Annotated in this window: 24 protein-coding genes; 13 read left to right on the top strand and 11 right to left on the bottom strand. The window is 46.9% G+C overall.

Translation table 11 applies throughout. The annotated features are described in order from the left end of the window. Window positions 1-971 precede the first annotated feature (971 nt). The 3 genes from ACN5NT_RS20275 to ACN5NT_RS20285 all read left to right on the top strand — a co-directional run bounded on the left by ACN5NT_RS20275 (window position 972) and on the right by ACN5NT_RS20285 (window position 3,753). Window positions 972-2,087, top strand: coding sequence for a CmpA/NrtA family ABC transporter substrate-binding protein (locus ACN5NT_RS20275; RefSeq protein ID WP_419176689.1), 1,116 nt, complete (start codon window positions 972-974; stop codon window positions 2,085-2,087). 68 nt (window positions 2,088-2,155) lie between these two features. Next, window positions 2,156-2,995 (top strand): ABC transporter permease, encoded by an 840-nt coding sequence (locus ACN5NT_RS20280; protein WP_419176690.1) that lies wholly within the window; start codon window positions 2,156-2,158, stop codon window positions 2,993-2,995. Then, window positions 2,995-3,753 carry an ABC transporter ATP-binding protein gene (locus ACN5NT_RS20285; RefSeq protein WP_419176777.1) on the top strand — a complete coding sequence of 253 codons (759 nt, stop codon included), beginning with the start codon at window positions 2,995-2,997 and terminating at the stop codon, window positions 3,751-3,753. The genes ACN5NT_RS20280 and ACN5NT_RS20285 overlap by 1 nt, the downstream gene beginning before the upstream one ends. 401 nt (window positions 3,754-4,154) lie before the next feature. Here ACN5NT_RS20285 and ACN5NT_RS20290 read toward each other — a convergent pair whose 3' ends face one another. Further along, on the bottom strand, window positions 4,155-4,298 hold the full coding sequence (locus ACN5NT_RS20290; RefSeq protein WP_419176691.1) for a hypothetical protein: 144 nt from the start codon (window positions 4,296-4,298) through the stop codon (window positions 4,155-4,157). Between the two features lie 212 nt (window positions 4,299-4,510). Between ACN5NT_RS20290 and ACN5NT_RS20295 the strand changes: the two genes are divergently transcribed. Further along, window positions 4,511-4,924, top strand: a complete 414-nt coding sequence (locus tag ACN5NT_RS20295) for a hypothetical protein (RefSeq protein WP_419176692.1) — start codon at window positions 4,511-4,513, stop codon at window positions 4,922-4,924. Window positions 4,925-5,200: 276 nt separating this feature from the next. Here ACN5NT_RS20295 and ACN5NT_RS20300 read toward each other — a convergent pair whose 3' ends face one another. Then, window positions 5,201-5,506: a hypothetical protein gene (locus ACN5NT_RS20300; protein WP_136797914.1), complete on the bottom strand. Its 306-nt coding sequence runs from the start codon at window positions 5,504-5,506 to the stop codon at window positions 5,201-5,203. Window positions 5,507-6,095: 589 nt separating this feature from the next. After that, a complete protein-coding gene (locus tag ACN5NT_RS20305; protein ID WP_136797915.1) occupies window positions 6,096-6,557 on the bottom strand; it encodes a universal stress protein in 462 nt (153 codons plus the stop codon). A gap of 674 nt (window positions 6,558-7,231) precedes the next feature. Here ACN5NT_RS20305 and ACN5NT_RS20310 point away from each other — a divergent pair. Beyond that, window positions 7,232-7,789, top strand: coding sequence for a CBS domain-containing protein (locus tag ACN5NT_RS20310; RefSeq protein ID WP_136797916.1), 558 nt, complete (start codon window positions 7,232-7,234; stop codon window positions 7,787-7,789). Between the two features lie 513 nt (window positions 7,790-8,302). Next, the gene (locus ACN5NT_RS20315; RefSeq protein WP_419176693.1) at window positions 8,303-8,467 is read left to right on the top strand and encodes an FmdB family zinc ribbon protein; all 165 of its coding nucleotides are present in this window, start codon (window positions 8,303-8,305) and stop codon (window positions 8,465-8,467) included. Window positions 8,468-8,495: 28 nt separating this feature from the next. Here ACN5NT_RS20315 and ACN5NT_RS20320 read toward each other — a convergent pair whose 3' ends face one another. From ACN5NT_RS20320 to ACN5NT_RS20340, 5 genes are all read right to left on the bottom strand, one after another. Further along, window positions 8,496-8,762 (bottom strand): hypothetical protein, encoded by a 267-nt coding sequence (locus tag ACN5NT_RS20320; RefSeq protein WP_419176694.1) that lies wholly within the window; start codon window positions 8,760-8,762, stop codon window positions 8,496-8,498. An 86-nt stretch (window positions 8,763-8,848) separates the two neighbouring features. Further along, window positions 8,849-10,123, bottom strand: a complete 1,275-nt coding sequence (locus ACN5NT_RS20325) for a Ni/Fe hydrogenase subunit alpha (protein ID WP_419176695.1) — start codon at window positions 10,121-10,123, stop codon at window positions 8,849-8,851. Then, a complete protein-coding gene (locus ACN5NT_RS20330) occupies window positions 10,120-10,944 on the bottom strand; it encodes an NADH:ubiquinone oxidoreductase (RefSeq protein WP_419176696.1) in 825 nt (274 codons plus the stop codon). The genes ACN5NT_RS20325 and ACN5NT_RS20330 overlap by 4 nt, the downstream gene beginning before the upstream one ends. Window position 10,945: 1 nt before the next feature. Then, complete coding sequence (locus ACN5NT_RS20335) at window positions 10,946-11,848, bottom strand: FAD/NAD(P)-binding protein (protein ID WP_217907611.1); 903 nt, start codon at window positions 11,846-11,848, stop codon at window positions 10,946-10,948. After that, a complete protein-coding gene (locus ACN5NT_RS20340; protein ID WP_419176697.1) occupies window positions 11,841-12,890 on the bottom strand; it encodes a 4Fe-4S dicluster domain-containing protein in 1,050 nt (349 codons plus the stop codon). Before ACN5NT_RS20340 ends, ACN5NT_RS20335 begins: the two co-directional genes overlap by 8 nt. A 635-nt stretch (window positions 12,891-13,525) precedes the next feature. On the opposite strand from ACN5NT_RS20340, the gene ACN5NT_RS20345 reads away from it, so the two are divergent. Then, window positions 13,526-14,149 carry a hypothetical protein gene (locus tag ACN5NT_RS20345; RefSeq protein ID WP_419176698.1) on the top strand — a complete coding sequence of 208 codons (624 nt, stop codon included), beginning with the start codon at window positions 13,526-13,528 and terminating at the stop codon, window positions 14,147-14,149. A gap of 434 nt (window positions 14,150-14,583) precedes the next feature. Here the strand turns inward: ACN5NT_RS20345 and ACN5NT_RS20350 are convergent, their stop codons facing one another. Together ACN5NT_RS20350 and ACN5NT_RS20355 are read right to left on the bottom strand one after the other, a co-directional pair. Next, a complete protein-coding gene (locus ACN5NT_RS20350; protein ID WP_419176699.1) occupies window positions 14,584-15,189 on the bottom strand; it encodes a hypothetical protein in 606 nt (201 codons plus the stop codon). 77 nt (window positions 15,190-15,266) lie between these two features. Beyond that, window positions 15,267-15,467, bottom strand: coding sequence for a hypothetical protein (locus ACN5NT_RS20355; protein ID WP_419176700.1), 201 nt, complete (start codon window positions 15,465-15,467; stop codon window positions 15,267-15,269). 713 nt (window positions 15,468-16,180) lie between these two features. Here ACN5NT_RS20355 and ACN5NT_RS20360 point away from each other — a divergent pair. The 4 genes from ACN5NT_RS20360 (at window position 16,181) to ACN5NT_RS20375 (ending at window position 21,600) form a co-directional block, all read left to right on the top strand. After that, a complete protein-coding gene (locus tag ACN5NT_RS20360) occupies window positions 16,181-17,887 on the top strand; it encodes an adenylate/guanylate cyclase domain-containing protein (protein ID WP_419176701.1) in 1,707 nt (568 codons plus the stop codon). Window positions 17,888-18,165: 278 nt separating this feature from the next. After that, window positions 18,166-19,320 carry a hypothetical protein gene (locus ACN5NT_RS20365; RefSeq protein ID WP_419176702.1) on the top strand — a complete coding sequence of 385 codons (1,155 nt, stop codon included), beginning with the start codon at window positions 18,166-18,168 and terminating at the stop codon, window positions 19,318-19,320. 504 nt (window positions 19,321-19,824) lie between these two features. Beyond that, window positions 19,825-20,025 carry a hypothetical protein gene (locus ACN5NT_RS20370; RefSeq protein WP_136797926.1) on the top strand — a complete coding sequence of 67 codons (201 nt, stop codon included), beginning with the start codon at window positions 19,825-19,827 and terminating at the stop codon, window positions 20,023-20,025. A gap of 930 nt (window positions 20,026-20,955) precedes the next feature. After that, the gene (locus ACN5NT_RS20375) at window positions 20,956-21,600 is read left to right on the top strand and encodes a trimeric intracellular cation channel family protein (RefSeq protein ID WP_136797927.1); all 645 of its coding nucleotides are present in this window, start codon (window positions 20,956-20,958) and stop codon (window positions 21,598-21,600) included. A 93-nt stretch (window positions 21,601-21,693) separates the two neighbouring features. On the opposite strand, the gene ACN5NT_RS20380 is transcribed toward ACN5NT_RS20375, so the two are convergent. Next, a complete protein-coding gene (locus ACN5NT_RS20380) occupies window positions 21,694-22,083 on the bottom strand; it encodes a DUF488 domain-containing protein (protein ID WP_419176703.1) in 390 nt (129 codons plus the stop codon). A gap of 591 nt (window positions 22,084-22,674) precedes the next feature. On the opposite strand from ACN5NT_RS20380, the gene ACN5NT_RS20385 reads away from it, so the two are divergent. After that, a complete protein-coding gene (locus tag ACN5NT_RS20385) occupies window positions 22,675-22,935 on the top strand; it encodes a hypothetical protein (protein WP_136797929.1) in 261 nt (86 codons plus the stop codon). A 40-nt stretch (window positions 22,936-22,975) separates the two neighbouring features. After that, window positions 22,976-23,791, top strand: a complete 816-nt coding sequence (locus ACN5NT_RS20390) for a DUF1266 domain-containing protein (RefSeq protein ID WP_419176704.1) — start codon at window positions 22,976-22,978, stop codon at window positions 23,789-23,791. The last annotated feature ends 22 nt before the right edge of the window (window positions 23,792-23,813 follow it).

Raw genomic sequence — 23,813 nt, forward strand, 5'->3', positions numbered from 1 at the left:
AAGCCCAGGGCCATTATGAGAGAGATTCCACACAGGAGTAAATATGTTGCTAAAAAGGGCTTAAACTAGCGCCATTCGGGTCAGAGCAAAATTAAAACTCCGGATAACAAGTTTACCTATCAATATGCCTGAATCCCACATGTCTTTGGTGCCAATGTTCAGTTTTTTGGCGAGTGCGTTAGTTGAGATTTGCTTGGTAGAATCAGACATGAAAATATTGAATACTTTTTACTACTACAGAGTAATAATGAGAAAAAACAAATATTTCAGCATAGTATCTCTGTATCGCCGGGCGTGCAATAACGAATTTTTCCGCAGAAATCTGGCCTGTTAGAAAAGGTTGTCTTCGTAGGTTGCTCAGCTGATTCTTCTGTTTAGAGAAAGCTACAGGGTGAGCTTTCATTTATTGGAAACACAAAGAAAGGGAGATTATCAATGATCCTCGAATTGACAACCTAAACCGGGGACAAAGAAATCTGGAGACTTGGAGCCAAACTAAAAGTTGGCTCAGGCTCAACTTCTGCTGAGCCCACCAGTTAAAAGAAAAGCCCCGGGAGATTTCGATCTCTCGGGGCTTTATTATTTTGTATTTTCCACTGAAATAGGTCTTTAAGATACAAATTGATCTTTAGGGCGCTACGGGCTGTCAAATAGCATTTATCGGGGACGTACAAACGGTAAATGCGTATGCATTTGGATAAACAGGAGGTGCGAGAGAGGCCTTCCCGTACAGTTTTCTGTGAGGCCGTGGTGGACCGGATCACTTCACCTTTGTCGATGTGGCAAAAAATATTATCGGCAACATTGAATAGATAAAGCCGATAATTAAAATCGAATATATAGATAATTAGTATTGGTAACCGTCTAATATCCATTGTAAAAGTGCGTTCGCTTAAAATTGTCTAAGTGAAATTGTCGGTGCTGGGCTAATGACCGATTTTTGTTCTATCTAAGTATTCAAGGAGAAAGCGATGCGCAATATCGGAGTAATCTGTATCTATCTGTCCATATTGATGGCAGTGTTTTGTACAAACGTAGCTGCACAGTCACCTGTCCCCACGCTCAACATGAGTTACATCTTCACTACCCACCATACGCCGCTAATGGTCGCAGCGGAAAAAGGCGAGCTTTTCAAAACCACCGGAGCGTATCTGGAAGAGATCGTTCCGAAACAGAGGTATAGTTTGAAGAACGTTGATGGTAAAGAACTTGCGGTGTTCAACCTCATCGTGTCGAAGTCCGGTTCGGAGACAACAACCTTGTTTGCCATGAACAAGCTCGACCTTGGTCTTGCTTCTTCAACCGCTTTTATTAGTGGCATTGACAAGGGTGCAGCGATGAAAATCCTATGCCCGCTCCATGTTGACGGGTTGAGTATGGTTTTCCCGAAAGACAGCGATGTTAACAGCTATGCAGATCTGGAGCGGCTGGTGGCAACAGCACAGCATCCGGTAAAAATTGGTTATCACTCACCGACCAGTGCACCCAGGGTTGTTTTTGAGGGTGCATTGCATGAAGCTGGTTTTACCATAACCGGTAATCCGAACAATGCTGATGCGGATATTCTCATGGTTGATCTGAAATCTACGGCAAATCTTATTCCTGCCCTGGTTTCAGGTCAGGTGGATGCCTGGGTCGGGCCAGCCCCTTTCCCTGCGGTGGCAGAACATCGTGGTGCCGGTCATGTGGGTCTCGATTCCCGTGCATTGCCACCGGCAGGACAGTGGACCGATTTTCCCTGTTGTGTTCTGGGGGCCAGCGAAAAAGTAATTTCTGAGCACCCTGAAGTGGTGCAGGCTGTCACTAACCTTCTGACCGCGGCTGCGGATTGGAGCAACTCCAACCCACCGGCTTCCGCGACGATCTCATCTGCATGGATAGGGGTTCCCGCCGAGGCAGTAGCAAAGTCATCAATAATTTTCACCACTAACCCCACCGAAAGTTGGTTGCGAGGAGAAGGGATCTTTCTTTCAGTGCTGAATGAAATGGATAAGCTCAGAGGTTCTATGAAAGACGCAGAATTCAAGGATGTGTCGCCTCTTCTCTACGATTTTTCATTTATTGAAAAGAGCCTGTCGGCACAGTGATCCATCGACTGTACCAGAGTCAGCCAACATATTAAATGCCTGCAAGAAAGGAAGTTCTTTATTTTGTTATGTTTAAAAGAATTCTAGGACGGATTGTCCCAGCGCTAGCCCCGCTGCTGCTGATAGTGGTGTGGGCGATATTGGCCGAAAGAATCGCTAACCCGGTTATTTTGCCAGATGTTGCGCAGGTATCGAGCATACTCCTGAACCCGCTTGACGATCTGATCAGTATGGGCTCACTTGCCGGCAATATCTTTGTCAGTCTGATGCGGGTATTGCTTGGCTATCTGCTTGCAGCTTGTGTTGCCATTCCTCTAGGTTTGTTGATGGGGTATTACGCGTTGGTGTATCGTTTATTCAACTCGTTTTTGACCTTATTCAGACCAATCCCACCTCTGGCCTGGGTGCCTCTGGTAATGGCCTGGTTCGGCATTGCAAGCCTTGCCTCTTTATTTGGTGTGCAGAGCGGACAGGCTTACATTTATCTGAACAATATCAAGTTCTCGATGCTGTTCATTATCTTTATTGGGGCATTTTATCCGATTCTTACTTCAACTCTTCATGGCGTACGCGGCGTAAACAGTATCTTTATCGATTCTGCACGGGTGCTCGGGGCAAAAGAACATCAGATCTTTCTCAAGGTGCTTTTGCCTGCAGCGATGCCCTCGATACTTACCGGAATGCGGATTGGGCTGGGGATTGCCTGGATGTGCCTGGTCTCAGCAGAGATGCTCCCCGGCTCTCTTTCTGGTGTAGGTTACATGATAACGCATGCATTTACCCTGGCTTCGACAGACATAGTCATCGCTGGCATGATTTCTATCGGTATTGTCGGGGCAGCCATGGATAGCGCGTTCCGTTGGGTGGAGCAAAGGAAGTTCTTTTGGAAAAAGACGGTGGGGATCTGATGGTTCAGGACATATTGGAAATTGATTCCCTGCGTAAAGAATTTGTAACTGCTTCGGGGGAACAATTTCTTGCTGTCGATGGCGTGAGTTTGAGAATTGAGGAAAATTCCTTTACGTCAATTCTGGGGCCATCGGGCTGCGGCAAATCGACGATTTTGCGTATTGTGGCCGGTCTTGAGAGTTGCACGCTTGGTATTGTTCGATATCGGGGAGGTGAAGTGCTGAAGCCGGGTGCGGAAATAGGCATGGTGTTTCAGGAGTATTCGTTGTTTCCCTGGCTGACAGTTGTTGAGAACGTTGCCATGGGGCCAGCATTTTCGGGTGTTGGTCGTAGCTGGAGGCTGAAAAACGCAATGGAACTCCTGGAGGTTGTTGACGTCGCCGATTTTCATAGCGCATACCCCCATGAACTGTCGGGGGGTATGCGTCAGCGTGTTGCAATAGCCAGGGCATTGGCAAATGATCCTGATCTGTTATTGATGGATGAACCGTTCGGTGCTCTCGATGCCCATACCAGAATTCTGATGCAGCAGGAGTTGTTAAGAATATGGGAATTGACCGGAAAAACAATTGTTCTGGTGACCCACTCGGTGGATGAGGCAATTTATCTCTCGGATGAAATTGTGGTAATGTCATCCAGGCCGGGAAGGATTGTGCAAAAGGTGGCGGTGGATATGGAGCGTCCACGAAACAGGTCTGACGCACGGTTTGGTGAGTTAACCGATATGCTGCTGCAAAAATTACAACCTGCAATTTAGTAATTTATCAGGGAAGTACGAGGAATTTGTTTGCTGACCACTGAAGGCCTCGGTCGCGTGAAGTACTCAGGAAACAAATAGGCTCAGAGCGAAATGAAAAGTTGGCTCGGGTTCGACTTCTGCCGAGCCCACTAGTTAAAAGAAAAGCCCCAGGAGATTTAGGTCTCTTGGGGCTTAAATATTTAAGGCAATTATCGGGGAGTACTCCGATAAATGCCTCTTTGGTTATGGCATCTGGGATGATGTAGGACTACATTCATCTAAGCCCACGCTGGCAAAGCAGGCAGGTCCCTTTCTAGTAGACGTTATGTCTAGGCATTTTTGTTCGTCAAGATTCTGCACATGTTCATCATTCAATTCAATCAGGTTGCAGCCAGATTCTTGATAGATTTCCTGCTTTCTCAGGTAGGTGTGGATCTCTGCATATAGACCCAGATGAAGACAAGCATCTCAGCCTTGAAGCGTACGAAATGGCCATCGGTTGCCCTGGGGCTGGTTCCCGGGCAGGGCACATAAGGTTCACCGGTTATTTTTTTTCTCATCATGAACACCACCTTGTTTGCTTCCCTGTGGAGTGGTCACCCAGCCTCTCATTCCCTTGCACAACAACTCCGGTGTTGACTGCCAATAAATGCATATAGTCTAGGAGTAGAAGGGATAAGGAGGAAAAGAGTCAGAAAATGAGAATAAGCCCTTTTCCCTTTAACCGAGACACCGCTATGAGACGTCCCAACGAGGTATAGAGGAGGAGTCTCCAATGAAACGATTCTTTTCAGCGCTGGTTATACTGGTTTTTCTAATCGGTTCCGTATCCGTTTCCATGGCCGGTAAAAGATATTACCGTTCACCACACTATGGACATTCCTACGGCTACAAATATCACCATTATGGCAATCGGTACCATCGGTACCGTCATCACCACGCTGATGACGCTCTGGCCGGACTTGTCGTCGGTGTACTTGTCGGGGGAGTACTCGTAAGCGCCCTCGCCACGGCCTCTCAGCCGAGAACCGTGTATGCACCACCGCCTGCACCCATGTATCAAACCCGGGTCTGCTTTCAGAATCGCAGGGTGAGTGGTGAATGGCAACAAGGCTCCTATGGCGGCCCAATGGTTTGGGTTGAATTTCCCTACCCATTGATTCGCAGGGTTCAGGTTCCTTGTAATTGATGTTTGTATTCTGTTGGGATTATCATCAAGTATCTAGTACATACATGGTGAAAAGAAGGTGTGGTTAAGTGATTCGGTTTGCTTTGAACTGCTTACTGGGAATTAATGGGAATCAGAAAAAAAATAAATCTATCCACTCTTCATACTGTTCTTAAACTATCCTCTGGTTGTATTCCTTGCCCCGACATAAAAAAGGCCTGCACCATAAGAAACAGATGGGCAGGCAATCAATGAATCTGCTTGTGCATTAGTAGTTACACCCGTACGCTCGGGTAATCAGCCTCCAAAATCGTAATCGAAGCGCAATTCTTCGTTTTGGTTAAACCTCTTGCTTGAGCCAGCAATATTTGGAGTCTTCTCGTCCTCTTTTTGTGGCTCCCATGAGATGGAGCATTCATTCCTGAGTTGATCGATTCGGTCGCTCATCTCGGTAATGATCATATGGAGTCCGTTTACCTCCTCATAGACGCCCTGCTTGCTTGAGGTCGGCCTGTTATCCAGCTGACTGACAATATGAGACAGTTTCTCTTGCCACTGGGACAGCTCGGTGTCGACATTTTTGCAATAATCTTGAATTTCCATAACACCACCCTCTAATCAGAACTGAGGTACTCACCTGGTACTGTGAGTATCAGTTAGAGCTCAATTATAACGGGACTCTTCCATCATCAAATGGCTCTCCCAGCCAATCGTTTCGGAACAGCCATTTATACTAGAAAAATAAGGCACAATAGGGGGAGAATCCATGGACAATCTGCAGGCTCCGGCCAAATTACAGTGTTGAATTCGATTCTACCTCAGAGCTAACGAAAAAATTGTGGAATTACTCCTATAAAAAATCACCAAGGACACAAAAAAAATAATCTGATTACCCCTAAAGCTCAGCACGAGCAAAAGTAGGGTCAGGATGAACCTCCCCCGTTTTAACGGAGCCCGTTCGGTTTTCATATACCGGTCTGGCTACTACCTTTCGGGAGATAGAGGAGGTATCCCGCCTGAAATCCCTCTTACCATCAGTGCATAATCACTTGGGTAGTCCACCATTCTGCGCTGATGGATAACTTTTGGGTTTTAGCAGTCCTTGCTATAAGCGGAGAACTGTTTAGGATTCTGTAAAGGAAAAGATAAAATGGAGTGAGGGCGCATATGCTTTGCGTAACCTCGGTAGAGGTTAGTCGCTTTCCTGTAGCTTATTACGGTATGGGTTCATAACCAGAATCGGGCAATGAACTCGTTTAATCACCCTCTGAGTAACGCTGCCGAGTAAAACTTTCTCAAGCCCTTTCGCGCCGTGAGAACAGATAATCATCATATCTGCATCGACCTTTTTAGCTACATTAACGATCTCTTCAACCGGGTCACCTACCACGACCGTACCGTTGCAGGCAAAACCTTCCTGTCTGAATTGCTCGACAAACTCTTCCATACGGGCGTTGATCTGTTTTTTCACGGCACTTGTAGCTTCCTGTGAATGTGGAACTGACCATAAACCTTCACCGTAAGCGACAGGAATGATGTGGATAAGGTGCAACTCAGCAGAATGCGATTTGGCCATATACTTGACATAATCAAGCAATTTTTCCGTGTTTCCTAAAAAGTCGACGGGAACCGCGATTTTGTTTACTTTTATCATAATTTCTATCCTCACTTTATATAGCTCAATATATTACTGTGTTTTTCCGACGCTAATCGTTGGAGATAACACTCTTTATTCAAACCTTACTTTATACCGCTTTGCATCCCAGCAGAGCACTTAAGATCCTGCTCTGTTGTGCTATTTTTCCTGTCCAATTGTTGCGGCAAGAGATTGTTGCAGTTGACTTTTCAAGCAGTTGAACCACTAAAAGCCTTCCCAGGCAACGAGCCTCACAGGAATAGTCGGCAATTGCGAAATATCTAACCATTTTGTGGTATTAATATCAACAGGTTGATCACCACACAATGTAGCCATGTCAAATTATCAAAGCGTCCCTGACCTACAGTGCTCCTTGAGCATCACATTTCGTAGTTTGAAGAATCGGTGCTTTCATATAGTCCTGTTTCAATGAACGATTTCTGAAGTATTCAGAGAAAAAAAGGGGCCATGACATCTTGTTAAAGATCACCCGATCTTACTCTTGCCTCTGAATACTCTTCTGCGCTGATGGATAACTTTTTGGTTTTAGCAGTCCTTGCTATAAGCGGAGAACTGTTTAGGATTCTGTAAAGGAAAAGATAAAATGGAGTGAGGGCGCATATGTTTCGCGTAACCTCGGTAAGGGTTGGCGAATGCTGGGGAGGATGAATCATTTTTTAAGGAGATCAGTAATGAATGCAACGAAAGTTAAAGACGTGATGGTGCCTCTGGCTGAGTATGCCACCATCTCTCAGGACGCGACGTTGTACCAGGCTGTGCTCGCTCTTGAAGATGCGCATGAGAAAATAGGTGTAAAAAAATATAAATATCGGGCCATGCTGGTTCATGACAATCATGGGCGAATTGTAGGAAAGCTCGATCATATAAGTATTCTTCGCGCCATGGAACCGAAATTTCAGGATGTTGGCGATATCAACATGTTAACGAGGTTTGGTTTCGGGCCAGATTTCTTAAGAAAAATTACCCGGGATTTCGACCTGCTGCAGAAACCTCTGGATGATATCTGCAAAAAGGCCATAAAAGTCATTGTCCGCAACATCATGCACATCCCTGACAAAAGCGAGTGCATCTCACAGGAGGCATCGCTCAACGAGGGTATTCATTTGCTGGCTCTCGGTCGGCACCAATCACTGCTCGTCAAGGAGAACGAAGAGGTGGTTGGGATTCTCAGGCTCTCAGATGTGTATCGTACTGTTCTCGAAATGATGAAAAGCTGTGAGGTCGGGTAGAGCAAAATAAGGGGATGTTTCCGGATTGAAATTGCATTGAGGGTTCAAGGAATTGCCACATTCTCACAACCCCAATGAAACAGGCAGGGTTTTGTGGTGCGTATGGTTATGGCCCATACGCACCACCGAAAAGCAAGGTCCTCTGCCTTGATCACACTCCGATTCTGTCAAATATACCGGGTGTACATAACTCTGAATGCTTCAAAGACCATACTTGACACCTTCTCACACCATCACCTAAAATCTTGTTAGAAGTGGATATCCGGCTTAGAACAAAAATCATGATCCGAGCCACCCTTGTCGTACCAGCCTGGCCCTTGGGCTGAGTCTTACCTGGTCGTAAGCTGCATTGGAGACACAAATACGACCAGTTCTATTGCATGTGGCTAAACATGGCGCCTGTATTGTTAATGTCGTCAACTTTACCTGTAAATTGATAATAAAAACGGAATCACCTGGGAAACAGATGGATAGCAAGGCACAAGGTTCAACTTCTTGAAGAGGAGATTGCCAATGCCAGTGTACGAATTTCGTTGTGAAGAATGCGACCATATCTTTTCTCTGATTATCCGAATTTCAGATTACGAAAAGAAAGACTTTTCCTGTCCGAAATGTAAAAGCAAAAAGGTAAAAAGACAGCTCTCGACCTTTCAGCCCATTACCACAAAAAAGAGCTAAGTCAGAACTGTTAGCCGATCTCCAACCATTAGAAAATTATCAGGTATTGCAGGGGATAAGGGATAAATAGGGCCAGAGTGAAATTAAAAGTTTGATAACTCAATTCACCCTGTTTCTTGAATTTAATTAAGCCTGAATCCCATGCTTCAGCAATAACCTTTGGCGGAATATCATCAAGGTTTTGCAGATGCTCATCATTCCACTCAATCAGGTTGAACCCATACTTCCGATAGATTTCCTGTTTAGTTTTTTTGCGAGCCAGATATTTCTTATCGTGAAGAGTAGGGTCACCCATTGAAAGGCCCCGCAGGTTTCGATTTGCGGGGCCTTTTTTTGCGGTATTATTGTTGTCCGGCCTGGCTGAGGAGGTTGATTCAAACTTCAATGGACTGAACAGGATATGCAGGGATCGTAGGCCCGGACCAGCATTGCCGCGAGTTGGGCGATTTCGCTGTCCGGGAGTCCCGAGGCAGCCGATTCGGCGACCAGTTTGGTGAGGTCGTGTTGGATGTTGGCATGATTCTGGCTAGTGGGAATGACGCAGTCGGCCTTGGTAATAATCCCCTGCTTGTCCAGGGAGTAGCTGTGGTAGAGGATTCCCCGGGGCACCTCGATTGCACCGACACCTTTGCCGGCCCGGGGAATAGGGGTGGCACGGGAATTCTGCCACGTTGTCGCCAGCAGCCGGTCGATTAAGCACTCGGAATCTTCGACCACATGCAGACATTCGACCAGCTGGGCAGCCGTGTTGTAAAACGGGTTGTGGCAGGCCGGCAACAGGCCGAAGCTGTCGGCCATGGCCCTGGCCCCAGGGTGGAGCAGGGTGCCGTTGTTGTTCAGCCTGGCCAGGGCGCCAACGGCAAAAGAGTCACGCGACAGCCTGCTCCATTTGGCGGTGGACTGTTCAGTCAGATATTCATTGGTCATTTCCAGATAGTTGTCTTCTTCCTTTATTACCCCGTCTGAGGAGAGCAGCATCCCGCCGATGAAGGGATAGCGTGTCTCGCCTTTTAAGGAGACGTATTCCGTCTCCCGTTGAAAATCCGGGAGAACGAACGAGTGCATAAGCTCCGCTGCTTGGCTGAGCTCGTGGCGTGTCTGGCGGAGACGTTGCTGCAGACTGACCAGCATATCCTGACGGGGCAGCTTGGTGAAGCCGCCCACGATGAGCCGGGTCGGATGCAGTCTCCGGCCACCGATGAGATCGGCGCCGTCGTTGGCCAGTTTTTTCATGCGCGCTGCAAGTTCGACGATCTCGGGCCTGCCGGCGCGCAAAGACAGCAGACTGTCGGCTTTCAGAAAATCGGGCACGGCAAGGAAGAAAATATGCAGAACGTGGCTCTGCAGGGTTTCCATATGCTTGAGTAGCAAGCGCAAGGTCCGGGTCTGCTCAGGTGGCTCAAAGCCAAAGGCCCGTTCTATCGCCCGTATGCTGGCGAGGGTGTGGCCGATGGAGCAGATACCGCAGATCCGGCCGCACAGGGAGGGGGCGCTCCACCAGCTTTTACCGACCAGGATTGCTTCGAAAAAGCGGGGCGATTCGACAACCTCCCAGTGGGCATGGACCAGCTGACCCTCGACAACTTTGATGGAGATGTTGCCGTGTCCTTCGACCCTGGTGAGGTGTTTTATGGAAATGTCGCAACTATTTTTCATGACGTATGCTGTGTTGTGGCGGTTGCCAGTTTCTGTCGGAGCCGGGCAGACCATTCGGGAAAACCACCGTGGCATTCCAGGTAGTCGAGCATAACCTCCAACGGAATCCCCCGCTGTTGAAAGATCTGCTCGAGCTCTTCAAGGTTGGCGACTTCGGCGGGGCCCCGGCAGCCCTGACAGCCGGAGCGTTCCGCGGGGCACCAGGCATTGCAGCCGGCACGGGTCACGGGGCCGAGGCACGCCTCGCCATGTTCAAAAAGACAGATATGGCCGGCGGCGGTGCATTCCATGCATACCGGGTAATTGGGATGACTGATTTTTTTGCCGACAACGAGGTTGGTGACGATCCGTTCGACTTCACCCTTGTGAATGGGACAGCCGAATATCTGCAGGTCCACCTCGACCAGGGCATGCAGCGGGAGCACCTTGGGCAGGGGCGTCATGGGAATGGTGCTGTCGCCGTAGACCAGCCGGCTGGGCCAGTCGCTGTCGCTGAATCTGTTGCGAAGCTGGTTGATGCCGCCAAAACAGGCACAGCTGCCGAGAGCCACCAGGGTGGCCGCTCTGGTTCGTATCTCCTGCAGTTGCGCCACCTCTTCCGAACAGCTTATGCTGCCCTCGACAAAGGCGATATCATACTGGTCGGAGGCGGAGGTCATGGCCTCACGAAAGGTGACAATTTCCAGGAGATTCAGGAAATCGAGCAGGTTGTGCTCGTCGTTGAGCAGCTGCAGCTGGCACCCTTCGCAGGAGGTGAACTCAAAGAAGGCAACCCGGGGACGTGGGAGGTTCCTGCCCAGGTATGAGAGTCCTTTTTGCATCTCAGATAGCCTCCTTGAGGTTTACGACCGACCAGAAATCGAACACCGGCCCATCGAGACAGGTGTAGGTGGAGCCGACATTGCAACGGCAGCACTTGCCCTTGCCGCAGTGCATCCTGCGCTCCAGGGAGACGAACATGTGGTGCATGGGCAGACCGGCGGCGAGCAGTGTGCTGCAGACCGCCTTGAACATCACCGGTGGTCCGCAGACGATGGCGTACCAGGTGTCAGAGAGGCTGATACCTGACGACAGGAATTGGTCGACCAGGGAGGTGATCATGCCGACCTGGCCGGACCAGCCTTCGTCGGGTTCATCGACGATACATTGCACTCCAATGTCCGTATTCCGCCAGCTTTCATACTCGTCGGCAAAGAGCAGGAATGCGGGGTTTTTCGCTCCGCAGAGAAAATCTACCCTGGCATATCTGCTGCGGTTTTCCAGCACCGCCAATAAGGCCGAGCGAAGCGGGACGGTTCCCAGGCCGCCGGCGATGAAGAGCATGTTGCTGCCTTTCATGCGTTCCAGCGGGTAGGAGGTGCCGAAGGGGCCGCTGATACCCACCCGTAGTCCCCGCTCGCATCGGGCAAGAAAGGAGGTGAGGGTGCCCACCGACCTGATGCACAGTTCGAGGTCGCCCCGCCGTGATGGGCTGGAAGATATGGAAAAGGGAGCTTCCCCGATGCCGGGCACCTCGAGCATGACAAACTGACCGGGGACAAAAGAAAATGTCGAGTGAACCGCCGGGTCGAGCAACCGTATGCGGTAGAGTTTCACTGAATCGATGAGTGGCGAGATCGACGTTATTTCGGCTTCGTGGCAGTACTCGTAACGCATCAGATCAGATTTTCGCCGATGAATGTGATCTGCGGCGAGAATATCGACCACGGGGACGTTTCTATCCATCTTCTTCTGCCTCCCTGCGTACGCTCGCTATCACATCGACCGGGGCAATGTCGGCCAGACATGCCTGGCCACAACGGCCGCAGCCGACGCAAAGAGATTCTTCGAAAGCTTCAACGAACCCCCTGTGCTTGTGATAATATCGGTATTTCAGGCGGGTGGCGCTCTCGGGGCGAAAATTGAAGCCTCCCGCCACTTCGGCAAAATCAACGAGATTACAGGAGTAGAGGCGCATCTCTTTTCGGGCGCTGCCAAGTGTGAGGTCGATGAGCTGCTCTGTGCCATAGCAGTAACAGGTGGGACAGACACTCGCGCAAGTGCCGCAGGAGAGGCAGCGTCGTCCCCACTCATGCCAGACCTCCGCTTGAAATTCCATATCCAGGATCCTGACCAGGTCGGTGGTGTCCATTTGGCTGGTGAATTGTGCTTTTCGCTTCTTCGCCGCCTGGATGAAAAGGGCATGGTGTTCACTTTTCGCCTCTTTTGTGCTAATCCCCTGCAGTACCTGATAGGCGGCGGAGCTCCTGATTTCGCAGAAATAGAGTTCGCCGATATCGGTGATGAACAGGTCGCAGCCATGCAGCACCGTTTCGCAGTCCATGGATTCGCAGAAACAGAAAGGTTGAGGGGAGCAGCTGGTGCCGACGATAAAGGTGTTGCGGCGCCTGGCCGCGTAAAAAGGGTTCGGGTAGGTACTATCCAGAAGCACCTTGTCCAGCCTGTTGAGAGCATTGATATCGCAGGCGTGCATGCCGAAAAAGACCACAGGGGTCTCAGGGGTGAAGTGCACCTCCTTTCGCCAGCTCTGGTCGTTAAGGGCATAGGACGCCATGGTCAGCCTGTGCGGCAGAAAATACTTCTTAGGGGAATGGGAGGTGGTGGTATGTTCGAAGGCGAGGTCTGCAAAATCGAATACCTGCTCGTAGGCGTAGAGGGGCCAGCTCTCCGGTGAAGTCTCCTTAACAGTAGGACCTACCAGGCAGTTATAGGAGAGCACCTCGAAGAGATGTCTGAGTTCACTTTTGGCAAAGACGCAAAAAAGCATAGTTGACCTCATACCGATGTGGTGAACCGTTCATCACTGACCACATAATATTATACCGCTTGCGGTAAATGAGGCGTCAAGAAGTTTTCTGTGATTTACCGAGATCGATTGACCTTGGCCATATAGAGCCAGTTGTCAACAAGCATTTCTGCTTGTGAGCGGGCACCGATGGCCATCGGTGGCGCTATGTTTTGCCTGGAACTTTTCTCTAAAACCCGGGTCTTCGATTGAAGAAGGTTCTGCCGGGAGAAGTAAATGGGGAGGTGCCCCGATATTTGCACTGACGTTCAGCTTTTTAGGGGGTGCAGTTGTTGAGATCTGCCTGATTGAATCAGGTATAAGGATTTTTCATGGAGTTGGCACTATTTGTGGTAGGCCGGCTGCGACCTGACAGCAGGTCCTGGGAATAAATATTATCCCAGGTTGGTGATTGTAACCAGTTGTTTTGTTATGTGAATAACTACATTCTAAAAAATAATTATATCTGCCATTGAATGCTGTTATAATGATATTACCAAATATGATTTATTCGTTTTTATGCTAAAACATGGCAGCTGGTGACTGGATTGATTGATAGTGGTTGCTCTTTTTAATCTCTCTTTTGTGTTTTCAAATAAAACAGTGAGGAGGGGAAATTGGAATTTTTAAGTAAATATTTCATTCCAATTCTTTTGTGTACACTAAGTCTTGCTTCAGGGATGTTTATAGGGCATAAGATTGGTCGCGGAGAAAGTATTTGTTTGTGGAGGTCTACAAATGGCACAACTGATATTATATTAGGTCCTGCGTCAATAACAAATTTCGATTTAAATAAACTGAGTGATTCAGATGCTGCAGCTCTTTTTATAAATATCAAATCTTTGAGCAAAGACCACTTTGTAGCAAAGAGTCTGAATGAGTTATGTGATTGCAATGAGGCATTTTTTGAAAATGAGGAGGTTCAGCTGACCGTAAAATTTCACGAAGAAGACGGGCTGATATCCGGTGATAATGGGGCAGCTTGCATGAACACCACTCCATATAAGAAGCGGATATCTGTAACAAAAATAATTGATAATACAAACGAGTCAGGTGGATTGTATTACATGAAGGAATTTTTTATCATTCATACTATGAGTGGCGAAAAATGCCGGCGGGAAAATGCCGAAGCAACAATATGGATTTCAAATGAAGCTGCACGAAAGTGGTTGCCGGAACAACAATTTGAAGAGTTACCAACGGAGGTCTGGGTTGAGGCTCAAATTATGGCAACTCTTTGATTATGGGTGATTACATGAAAAAAATCTTATCCAGTGTGCTGACGATTTTATTTTTGCTTTTGGCTAGTCAAACATTCGCCGACTGTTGGTATAATGGGGAACTGTATCCAACAGGAACCAGAATTAACAATAAGACATGTCAGGCAGACGGAAGTTGGCGATAAATCCTCGGCAATAATATACAATTCATGGTTGCGAATAAAATGTGGGCGTACCCCCGTTATTCGTACTAACAACTGCTTTGAATTATATGGGGATAGAGCGTTTCTTGATAAATATAATTTAATAATGAGCCGAAGTTCAGAGCAGTAAAAGGAATAGTGTCCGAGTAAAATTAAAATGTGGCAAATTGAATTACAAATTTTTCAGGATATCAATATGTAAACAATTAAATAAAGATCACGTTTGTAAGTGCTCAAAGCAAATCCGACTAATTATTCTTGCCTCCTTTCCCTATTTCTTTTTTTACCCTTATACCGAACTGGCATCCCGTTAAATTTGGACATTGTGCGTAGCTGGGCAGCAAGGTTTTTTAGTTCGCCCTTGGACAATGCATAGAACTTGTGAAGCTGAAAAAACTCCCGGCTTGTAAAGTCGTCGTCCTTGTATCTCATGGATATATTGAGCCCGTAATGCAATACAGTGATAGTGTTAGCCTTTATTTTAAAATTCATTCCTTTTTTAAAGCTATGTGTTTTTGGCGTCTGGAACGACACTACCCTGAAAGTCGGTGCAGTCAGTACCTTAATTGCATTAATCGAGTATTTGCCGGCAGGGAATTTTTTGATTGCGATAAATTGCTTATTAACCCTTGGCCTAACATCTATTTTGACAGTGGACTTCGGCTCATACAGTAGAGAATAATAGTAGCAAAATGGATAAGAAGTTTTGTTGCTGACAACTGTTGGTATCACCAGCACACCGTAGCCAGATTTCGGGTCCGTCGCAAAAGAGTTATTAACGCATAAAGTTGTTAGAAAAAAACAACACAAGACTAATACAATCGCAATTTCAAGCAGGAAGTTCGTTATATCTTTCATGGGAGTCTCCTAATCTTGACGATCAGACATCCTCTCTCCTCACTCCCCTCACTCCGATTTAACTCTGGGTCGATCATTTATTTGGTGACTACCTTTTCCGCCACTCCATTTTTGTCGAAGGTTATAAATATGCAACAGCCGCTCACCCGATCTTCACCATAAGCAGCACCAAATGTTGAGAGCGGATCGAACCACAGACCATGTCCACACTTCACCTGAATTGTCAAATCACTGCTTTTTGAAGTCTGGGTGCTCACTCGGGCAAAGTGCTTTCCCATGAGGTTTACCAAGTATTGGCAGAAGTTCGTAGCTTCTGGTTAGGCCCTGGAAAAACACTGGATATTTCCAAACCTGTAAGGCATAGGTGTAGCCTGGGCATCAGGTTGTCATATATCTCTACAATAAGGCGCCATTGAAAGGCTGGAACAGCTGTATTTATAGCTGAAATTTAAGTCGTGTGGAGATATCGAGTCAATGCCACAGTGTCGCAGATGGTGAAAAGGGGCGGAAGTGACATGTGATCTGTGTCCGTATCGAGAACTCAGGAAAGTAGTAACTGAGCAGGCTTGATTTTGGCAGTGTTTGCTTGTAGATACTGAGGTCTACCGGTGTACCTTTGGGCTTCTGAGAGTTTCCCCCTGAAGTAAGAGAATATACCGTACATGGATATTGTAGCTTGAGTGGTCTGGTAGTAATCAGATATTGTTGAAGATTCGTTACCTCAATTCAGGAGCTTACCCTAATTGTCATCTGCGTTGCTCTGCTCAGTAAAGAGCAATAATCTCAGGCTCTTGCTTTCAATTTTCCATATGCAATCGGTAGCTGAAAGGGTTTTCATGAAGTTTCCCAAAACTCTGCTGGCTTTTTCGGCTTAATGATTCTATCTATACCTTGGGTTGGTTTTCAGTTAAGTAGCAATTAGCTGCTTAATTCCAGCAAGATAGAACATGTACTATGTTATGTTATGGCGATGTATCGCTCAGGTTTACCTATGTCGGGAAAAATTTCACATATTGTCAAAGCCTTTGTTCATCGGCTGAAAAGTCTGCTGACCAAATCGTCCCAGGAAGAGATGCTGGGTGAAGTGCTTGTAAAGAAGGGCATTATTTCAGAGAAACAACTTTATTCTTCTTTGGAGCAACAAAAGCGGGTTTTGCATGAGAGTGGCAAGGTCGTACCGTTGGGGCTGATTATTGTTGAGCAGGAGAATATTGCCGAAGAAGATATTATCGATGCGGTCAATGATCATTATGACCTCTCGATCTCCTCTTTATCCGACAACTTACGGATACTGGTTGGCAAAATACGGGCGAATCTGTCAGAGGAAGTACCATCCCCACGTATTCCGATCTGGCTTCAGCTGTCAGTCGCAACCATGATTGTACTGGCAGTGTCCATATCTGTTCTCAGCTATGTGATTATGGAGAGGCAGAGGGAACAACTGTATGCTCAGACAGTGAAGCTGGGAACTGTCAGTCTCAACTACGTCGCTAATAACGCAAAAGTACCGTTGTTAAATGGTGACACTCTGTCGCTGAATACCCTCATAAACAACGTCGCCTCGGTTGAAGGTCATTATTATGCTTTCATTTTGAACAACGAGGGGATGATAAAGGCCCATACCAATCATGCGAAGATCGATAAACCATTTACACCATTTACTGCAGTAGAATCGCCTTTTATAAAAGGACAGGTTTCCTACTTTAATTACACCCTGCCTGGAAAAGGTCATGTGCTTAACCTCAGCATGCCGATTGTGTTTCAAGATAAGAAACTCGGTGAGGTACATGTGGGATTGTCGATAGACTTTATCCATAACCTGTTCGTCAATGAACGTGCGTTTCTTGCTGCTGTTGCCTTGGCGATAATCTTCGTAAGCATGGTTGTTGCCGTCTTGTTCAGCTTCCGTTTTTCCAGGCCTGTGTCGAAACTGGTCGAGGCCACCTCGGAGATTGCCAGGGGGAACTATAATTTCAAACTCGACCTCAAACGAAATGACGAGCTGGGAACCCTGGGTGGGGCGTTTAACGTGATGGGAAGTGAGTTGTACCGGCAGTCTGTTATGAGGGAATCATTCGGCAAGTATGTCGGGCCGGAGGTTCTCGATATGATCATGAAGAACCCGGCAGAGTCATGGCTTAAAGGCAGAAAGAACGAAGCCTCGGTCCTGTTTGCCGATGTCAGGGGGTTCACTGCCTATTCCGAAGGCAGGGAGCCGGAAGAGGTGGTGGAGAAACTCAACCAGTTTTTTTCAATTGCCACTGAGGTTATTCTTGAACATGGCGGCTATATCGATAAATTTATAGGTGATTCTGTGCTGGCTGTATTCGGTGTGCCGGTGTACAGGCAGAATCACACCAGACGGTGCGTTATGGCGGCGATGGATATGCAGGACAGACTCGCCCGTGCTTCCCTGGATGGCAACCCGTTGTTAGACCGGGTCGGGATAGGCATAATGTCAGGTGTCGTTGTCGCCGGTAACATAGGTTCACAGGTCAAGATGGAATACACAGTGATAGGCGACAGCGTCAATGTTGCCTCTTTCCTGAGCAATCTTGCTGGTCCTGGTGAGGTTGTGGTCGGTGGTAGCAGTGAAAAAGAACTCATTGAATTCATAGATGTGGAGTCGATGGCGCCTCAAAAAATAAAAGGCAGAGAAGGGTTGGTCCAGGCATATAAGCTTATTTATGCGAAATAAAATGCCCCAGAAGTCCGTCGGGCTAATCCCTTTTTTCCCGACTTTCGGTTATTGCTTGCAATACTAGATGTGTGGCTTCGTTTAATTTGCTTTAATTCCCTTGATTTGTGAAAAAAATGTAATACTCTGACAGACTCAGGGGATAACATGCTGGTTGAACAGTTACGACCAATAGAAATTGCCGGAACCCTCTGTAAAGAAAATAACTATGAGTTCCTTTGCAGGTGTCGACGTGAGATATGAAACAGTACGATAATTTCAGGTGGAATATTGACTTAATGAAAGTCCGCACGGGTGTTGGGCTGGTCCTGCTGCTATCTGGTCTCTCCGGTTGCGCGGATTGGCAGGGCAGTACACCCTTGCCTGTCGCCAGCCAACTTGAAGCCATAAAAAATGAGCAGGACCAGAGGTACCTGGAAGCGTTCACGTACTGGAAACAGGCAGAGCAGGTCGTTAACGGTAAATTGGACTCTATCTCATCGCAGCTCAAAACGATCTCGGAGGAACATGCGAAGCAGGCTGTGGTGTTTTACCGAGAGAAAAAGAGTGAAGAGGCTTGTCGTGAATTTATCGAAGCCTTGCGATTTGACCCATCGAACCGGACAGCTCGAGATTACCTGTTCAACCGATATGAGGTTGAACCCTCAGTCTCATATATTGTTCAGGAATCTGATACTATTGAAAAAATAGCTTCAAAAGTATATGGCGATCCCGGCTACGAATTTCTTTTGACAATGTTTTCCGGTGTTGACGCAAGTAAAGACCTCGTTGAAGGCGCTACGTTACTGCTGGCTGATCCCGAAGCATTTTCATCACAGGCGGTTCACGCTTACAAAAAAGATATCCTGGTTGCACGAAAGCTGTTCAAAAGCAACAGATATGAAGAAGCACTGCGGATTTCATATACCATTCTGGAATATCTGCCAAAGGATGATGAGGCGTCATATATTACCAATATGTCGCTGTTGAAACTTGCCGAAATCCAGATAGCAGAACAGAAATATGGGGAAGCTGTCGCCTCACTTTCTAATGTTGATCCCTCCTTTAAAAATGTCAAAAAAGAGTTGATGGAAGTACAGGAACTTCAGCAGGAAAAGATGGTGTGGGACAAGATACTGGAAGATTACGAGTTAGTGCGTCAGGGAGAGGATTTATACCGTCAGGGAGAATTTCTGGAAGCCCTGAAAGTTTTTGAGCAGGTCGATCCGCAGTATGCCGGAAGAGAGCAAATGCTGGCCCAGGTCAGGGAACAATTACGGCGTCAAGCGGAAAATCATTTCAAAGAGGGTGTGACCCTGTTCGTGGAGGAAAAACTTTCATCCGCCATCAAGGAGTGGGAGCGGGCGCTGGAGTATAATCCGAACCATCCTGAGGCGCTGAGCTCCATCGAAAAAGCCCGGAAACTCATGGAAAAGGTCAGCAGAATAAACTGATGATAGAGTATATCGCGCACCGTTTATCAGCTTGAATATGTTTTGGTAAAAGACGGGGCAGGTCTTGAAATTTGCTCACTTACGTTAGAGAACGTCTCACCTTTGAAGCCGTATCAGATCCTTTTCAGCTTCAGTTTTTTTGGCTTTTGCCCCTTTTTGCTCCTAATATCAACCTCACTTCTCTTCCAAAATGGAGTGTGGGGAAATCTGCAGTGGCTTGTCGGGGTACATCCTGCCCATGTTTACTTGTGCTGCCTGCATGATCCCATATGGACGCAGAGGAGCAGGGTTTATTGGGCTCATGACCACACTAATTACCTGTTCAGCAGAAATGGATACCCCTAAATTTAAAAAATAGAACCTGTTGCGGAATCCCATGTGATTTAGCAGTCTCTATCCTGTCAGACAGTTTGAAGTTTCTTCAGAGCTGGGTATGATTAATTAATGGCTAACCAGTTATTGCAGCTGGTCCACCGTTAAAAATTTTACCCAGAGAGGTATGGCATGGCAGAAAACAGAGATCAGAATTGGCCCGATATGTTCATTAGCCTTTATGATAGGCTCACAGGAAGAAATGCGGAAATAACCTATGATTTCGAAAACCTGAAAGTAGAAATTCCCAGTGAGGCTTCTGAGGATGCGGCGCCTGTTCCCTGGACCTTTAACGGGAAATTGAAGATTCGAACCAGAGAGGTGCGAAAATAACATCCGGCAGCCGGTTCTGGTTTAGACCATGAACCGGTTATTTGTTTCTGGATGGAATTCATAAGAATTGCCACGATGCATAATGAATAATATCTCTGATATTCGAAATGATACAATGCCCATGTCACTGAAATGCAGCCCATTAGATGTTTCCGGAGAGCTTGAGGTCACATTCCAGAGCACGTGTTTCAGACTCTTCAGTAAAGGGAGTACGTTAATATTACGCTTTGACAATCTATTGGATTCTAATAGGTTGTTATCTCATCTGAAAAAAACATCAGTAATCAACCCTGCCTTTATCTCCGAAATTGATCGGATCATGATTGATACGGGACTAACCCTGTGCGTCTTCAATAAACGTTTTGCTATTTTGGGCTTAGGAGCAAATCCTCTATTTCATCGAATGCTGGCGTTTGTGGTACGAAAGGGCTAGCAAAGATGTGCATCATAAACAGCGAACAATAATAACGTCCCTTTTTCCCGAAGTATTAATCAGGCAGTGAGTTCGCAACCAGGTCAGGTTCACCTCGTTTACCTTGATAATAAAGGCTTTTCTGACGATAAAAGGAATGTGGTGTTCCTTATTGTCGTCGTCAGGTGCTTTGCCATATATTCTTAGTTCTTTACAGCAGTTGTCAGCACGTTTTTTATGTTAATTATTGCCGGCACTTCAGGAGAAAATCCCCCGAAGTGTCTCTGGGGTAAGGCCCTATCCAGGTGTTGTGGTTTCACGACACGCCACAACCGGCAGTTTTTTTGTTTGGCTTTAACAGTTAAATAGACTACAAAGTCAGCGCTTGTTGGCAGGCGTTGGAGAAGATTGTGCCTCAAACACACCGGTAGCTGATACAATTATTATACAAAGTCTGTTCATTATAGGTCGGCTGGAAATGGCAGGCCTTTGACATAGCTGGGAGTTCGTAACAATACATGCAATGGGCGAATTGGAATATTCTGTTTGCAATGATGGCAACCGTGGCGTTTGCGTCTACAGCGGTATTGGCCATCCGGGAAGATAAGGATCTCGATGTCTTTGGTGCCATTGTTCTCGGTTTAATCACCGCTGTTGGCGGTGGTACCATTCGTGACCTTATTTTGGATGTACCGGTGTTCTGGTCCCTCGATCTGAACTATATCTGGGTTGGAGTCGGTACCTCGATTCTGGCATTTTATGGACGACGCCTTTTTACCAAACGTCATATCTATAGCCTGATGCTCTATCTAGATGGTTTCGGGGCGGCATTATTCGGCATACAGGCAACCGCCAAGGTGTGGGATCTCGGCTTTGGCCTACCTGCTGCACCTGTGATCCTGGGTATCGTTACAGCCATTGGCGGTGGACTGATGCGGGATGTATTGGCGGGTCGCACCACCCTGCTGATGAAGGCGGAGCTTTATGCAGTGCCTGTAACAATCGGTGGCATAGCTTTTGTGATGGTCCTCCATTATCTCCCTGACTACAGAGAAATCGGGTCTATTATCTGTATCCTGGCAACCTTTGCCTGGCGTGGGGCTGCAATTCACTGGAATTTGAGAATGCCCATGCTTGCCAGAACTGGTGGGGAGAGGCGGTAGCTGTATCAGGAAAAGGAAGCGGTTACCTGGATTGGTTCAGGTCTCGTAACACGTGAACAGGTGGGCCGGCGCAGGTGCCACCAGTGCCTGGGATTATTCCTCAATCTCTGCACCATATTGTAGCAGGAGATCTCTTAGAATCGAGCGATGGCATCGTGCTTCGTTCTCACAGTAACAGCCTACCGAAAAATTGCTGTTGTGGGACATGACAGCCAACATTTCGATGACTCGAATTTTATCAGCTTGGGCCATCTCTGCCAGATACTTCTTTTTAAAGGCAAGCCATTCTTTCTCGGTCGTTGCGCTCCTGCCCATCTTCATCGTTTCCGGGCTCGGGGAAAGATTAGGAAGCCAGACATCGTACCAGTTACCTGAGGAAAACTCTGCTTTGGGTATACCACGGGGCGGACGACGCACGGTACCTATCCGAATACCTTCATTCCCGGCCCTGTCACTTCCAAGTCTTACAATTCGAATACTCATTTTATCTCAACCTGTTATATGATCGGGTTATTGTTCACGGATATCCTGTCAGGGGTCTGTCCGGCTCAGAATCCTGGAATTGGCTGTAAGGAAAATCCAATTCAGCATGATCCGTCTGATACAACGTGGTATTGATATAGTGTAAATATTTAATTATATGAAACTAATCTCATTGCCACACACCCTCGGCTTAAGATTTGTGGTGGGGCAGGATAAAGGGGGAAACTACATCATAGCCGGTTTTTTTATCAAAGTTTTTTTATGATGTAATTCAACTTATTCAGTTGATGAGCTTATTGCTCAACCTACACCGCCTATACGCCTACCATTTCACGCCTGATTTTCGACGAGTTTTAACTGAGCATCGGTGTGATGAGAAACAGAATAATTTTAAAATCATATAACTACTAACCAGCCAGGGAGAGGATGATGAACCGTACCTTATGTTTGATCATGTTGTTATGCGTTGTATTATTGAGCTCCTGCACCTCTTACGTGGGAGTACATGTCAATCCCAATAACCCAAATTATTGTAGCAGTTATACGCCCCAGTATCCATGCAGGATCGCTGATGATGATTTCAGGGTTCAATTGGAAATTGATGAACTGGATGAACCGGGAAGTTATCTCGCGAAAGGTGATCTGGCTATTTTGAATAAAGCCAACTTCAATGCGATTACGCACTTGAGGATTACCATATTTATGCTCAAAGACAATGTGGTTGTAGATAGTCTCATTCACTCGATAGGTTCAGGTGAAATTGGTAAGGACCTGCCTATCAACCGGGAATTCAAAACGGATGAGGAGTTTGACGCCATCGTCGTTGGTTATAACTACAGAGTCCAGGGCTGATCGTCGCTGAGAAATTCTCAAGGGAAACAAAGAGCGATAGTTGGACTTTGGCTTACCTAGTCTGCTGTTTTGTCATCGCTTACCTACTATGATCTTTTCATCGCGTTTATTCACAATACTTACGTTTACTGTATATGTGATAACTAATAGTTCAATATTTCAGGGTGATACGCAGCTACCTTTTAGTCTTGATGAGGAAATTGCACTTTCGTCTGAAAGTAAAAGGTGGTTGCTTGCACTTCCCGCCCTGGTTAATCGAGCTAATGGTGAGTCTCACACCACACTGGAAGTTGAACTAATTAGCAGAGAGGCCACAGCAGAGCATTCACGACGATTGCAGGAGTGGTGGGGCATTAAGAACAGGAACGACCTGTTGAAGCAGATCAGCAAGCTGGAAGAACATGGGCATAATGAGCGATATCAGCGGTTGCTGGAATTACTCATTGTTCATCCTGATATGGCTCCACAGAAAATCGTAGCTGTATATCACCTGACTCGCAAAGATAAAAATTATCTGAATTTTCTCAGCGAGAATCTCGAAAAGGCTCAACAAACAGAACTGCTCGCCTGGGATTGGGGTCGGGCCGCTGCCCTTGCAAGATGGGGCTATCAATCCGGTTATCTGGAGGAAAGAGAGGCTTGGATCATTCTTCGGTATTACGGTGAGAAGATCCAAGCCGATTACAACTCGTGGAAGGAGTATGGCAGGGGCTATGCTTTTGGAAGACTCTTCTGGGCTTCAGGTTTTAATGGATTGGATAAATTCCAAGGGCAGACAGAAGAGGTGCTGGAGATTTTGCTTTCCGAACATGGTTTATGGGCGAATATTGCGTGGAATGTCGACTTGGGAAGCTAATATAATTCAATCAGGGATATCA

This window comes from Desulfosediminicola sp., assembly GCF_048381775.1.
Taxonomy (GTDB): domain Bacteria; phylum Desulfobacterota; class Desulfobulbia; order Desulfobulbales; family Desulfocapsaceae; genus Desulfopila; species Desulfopila ganghwensis.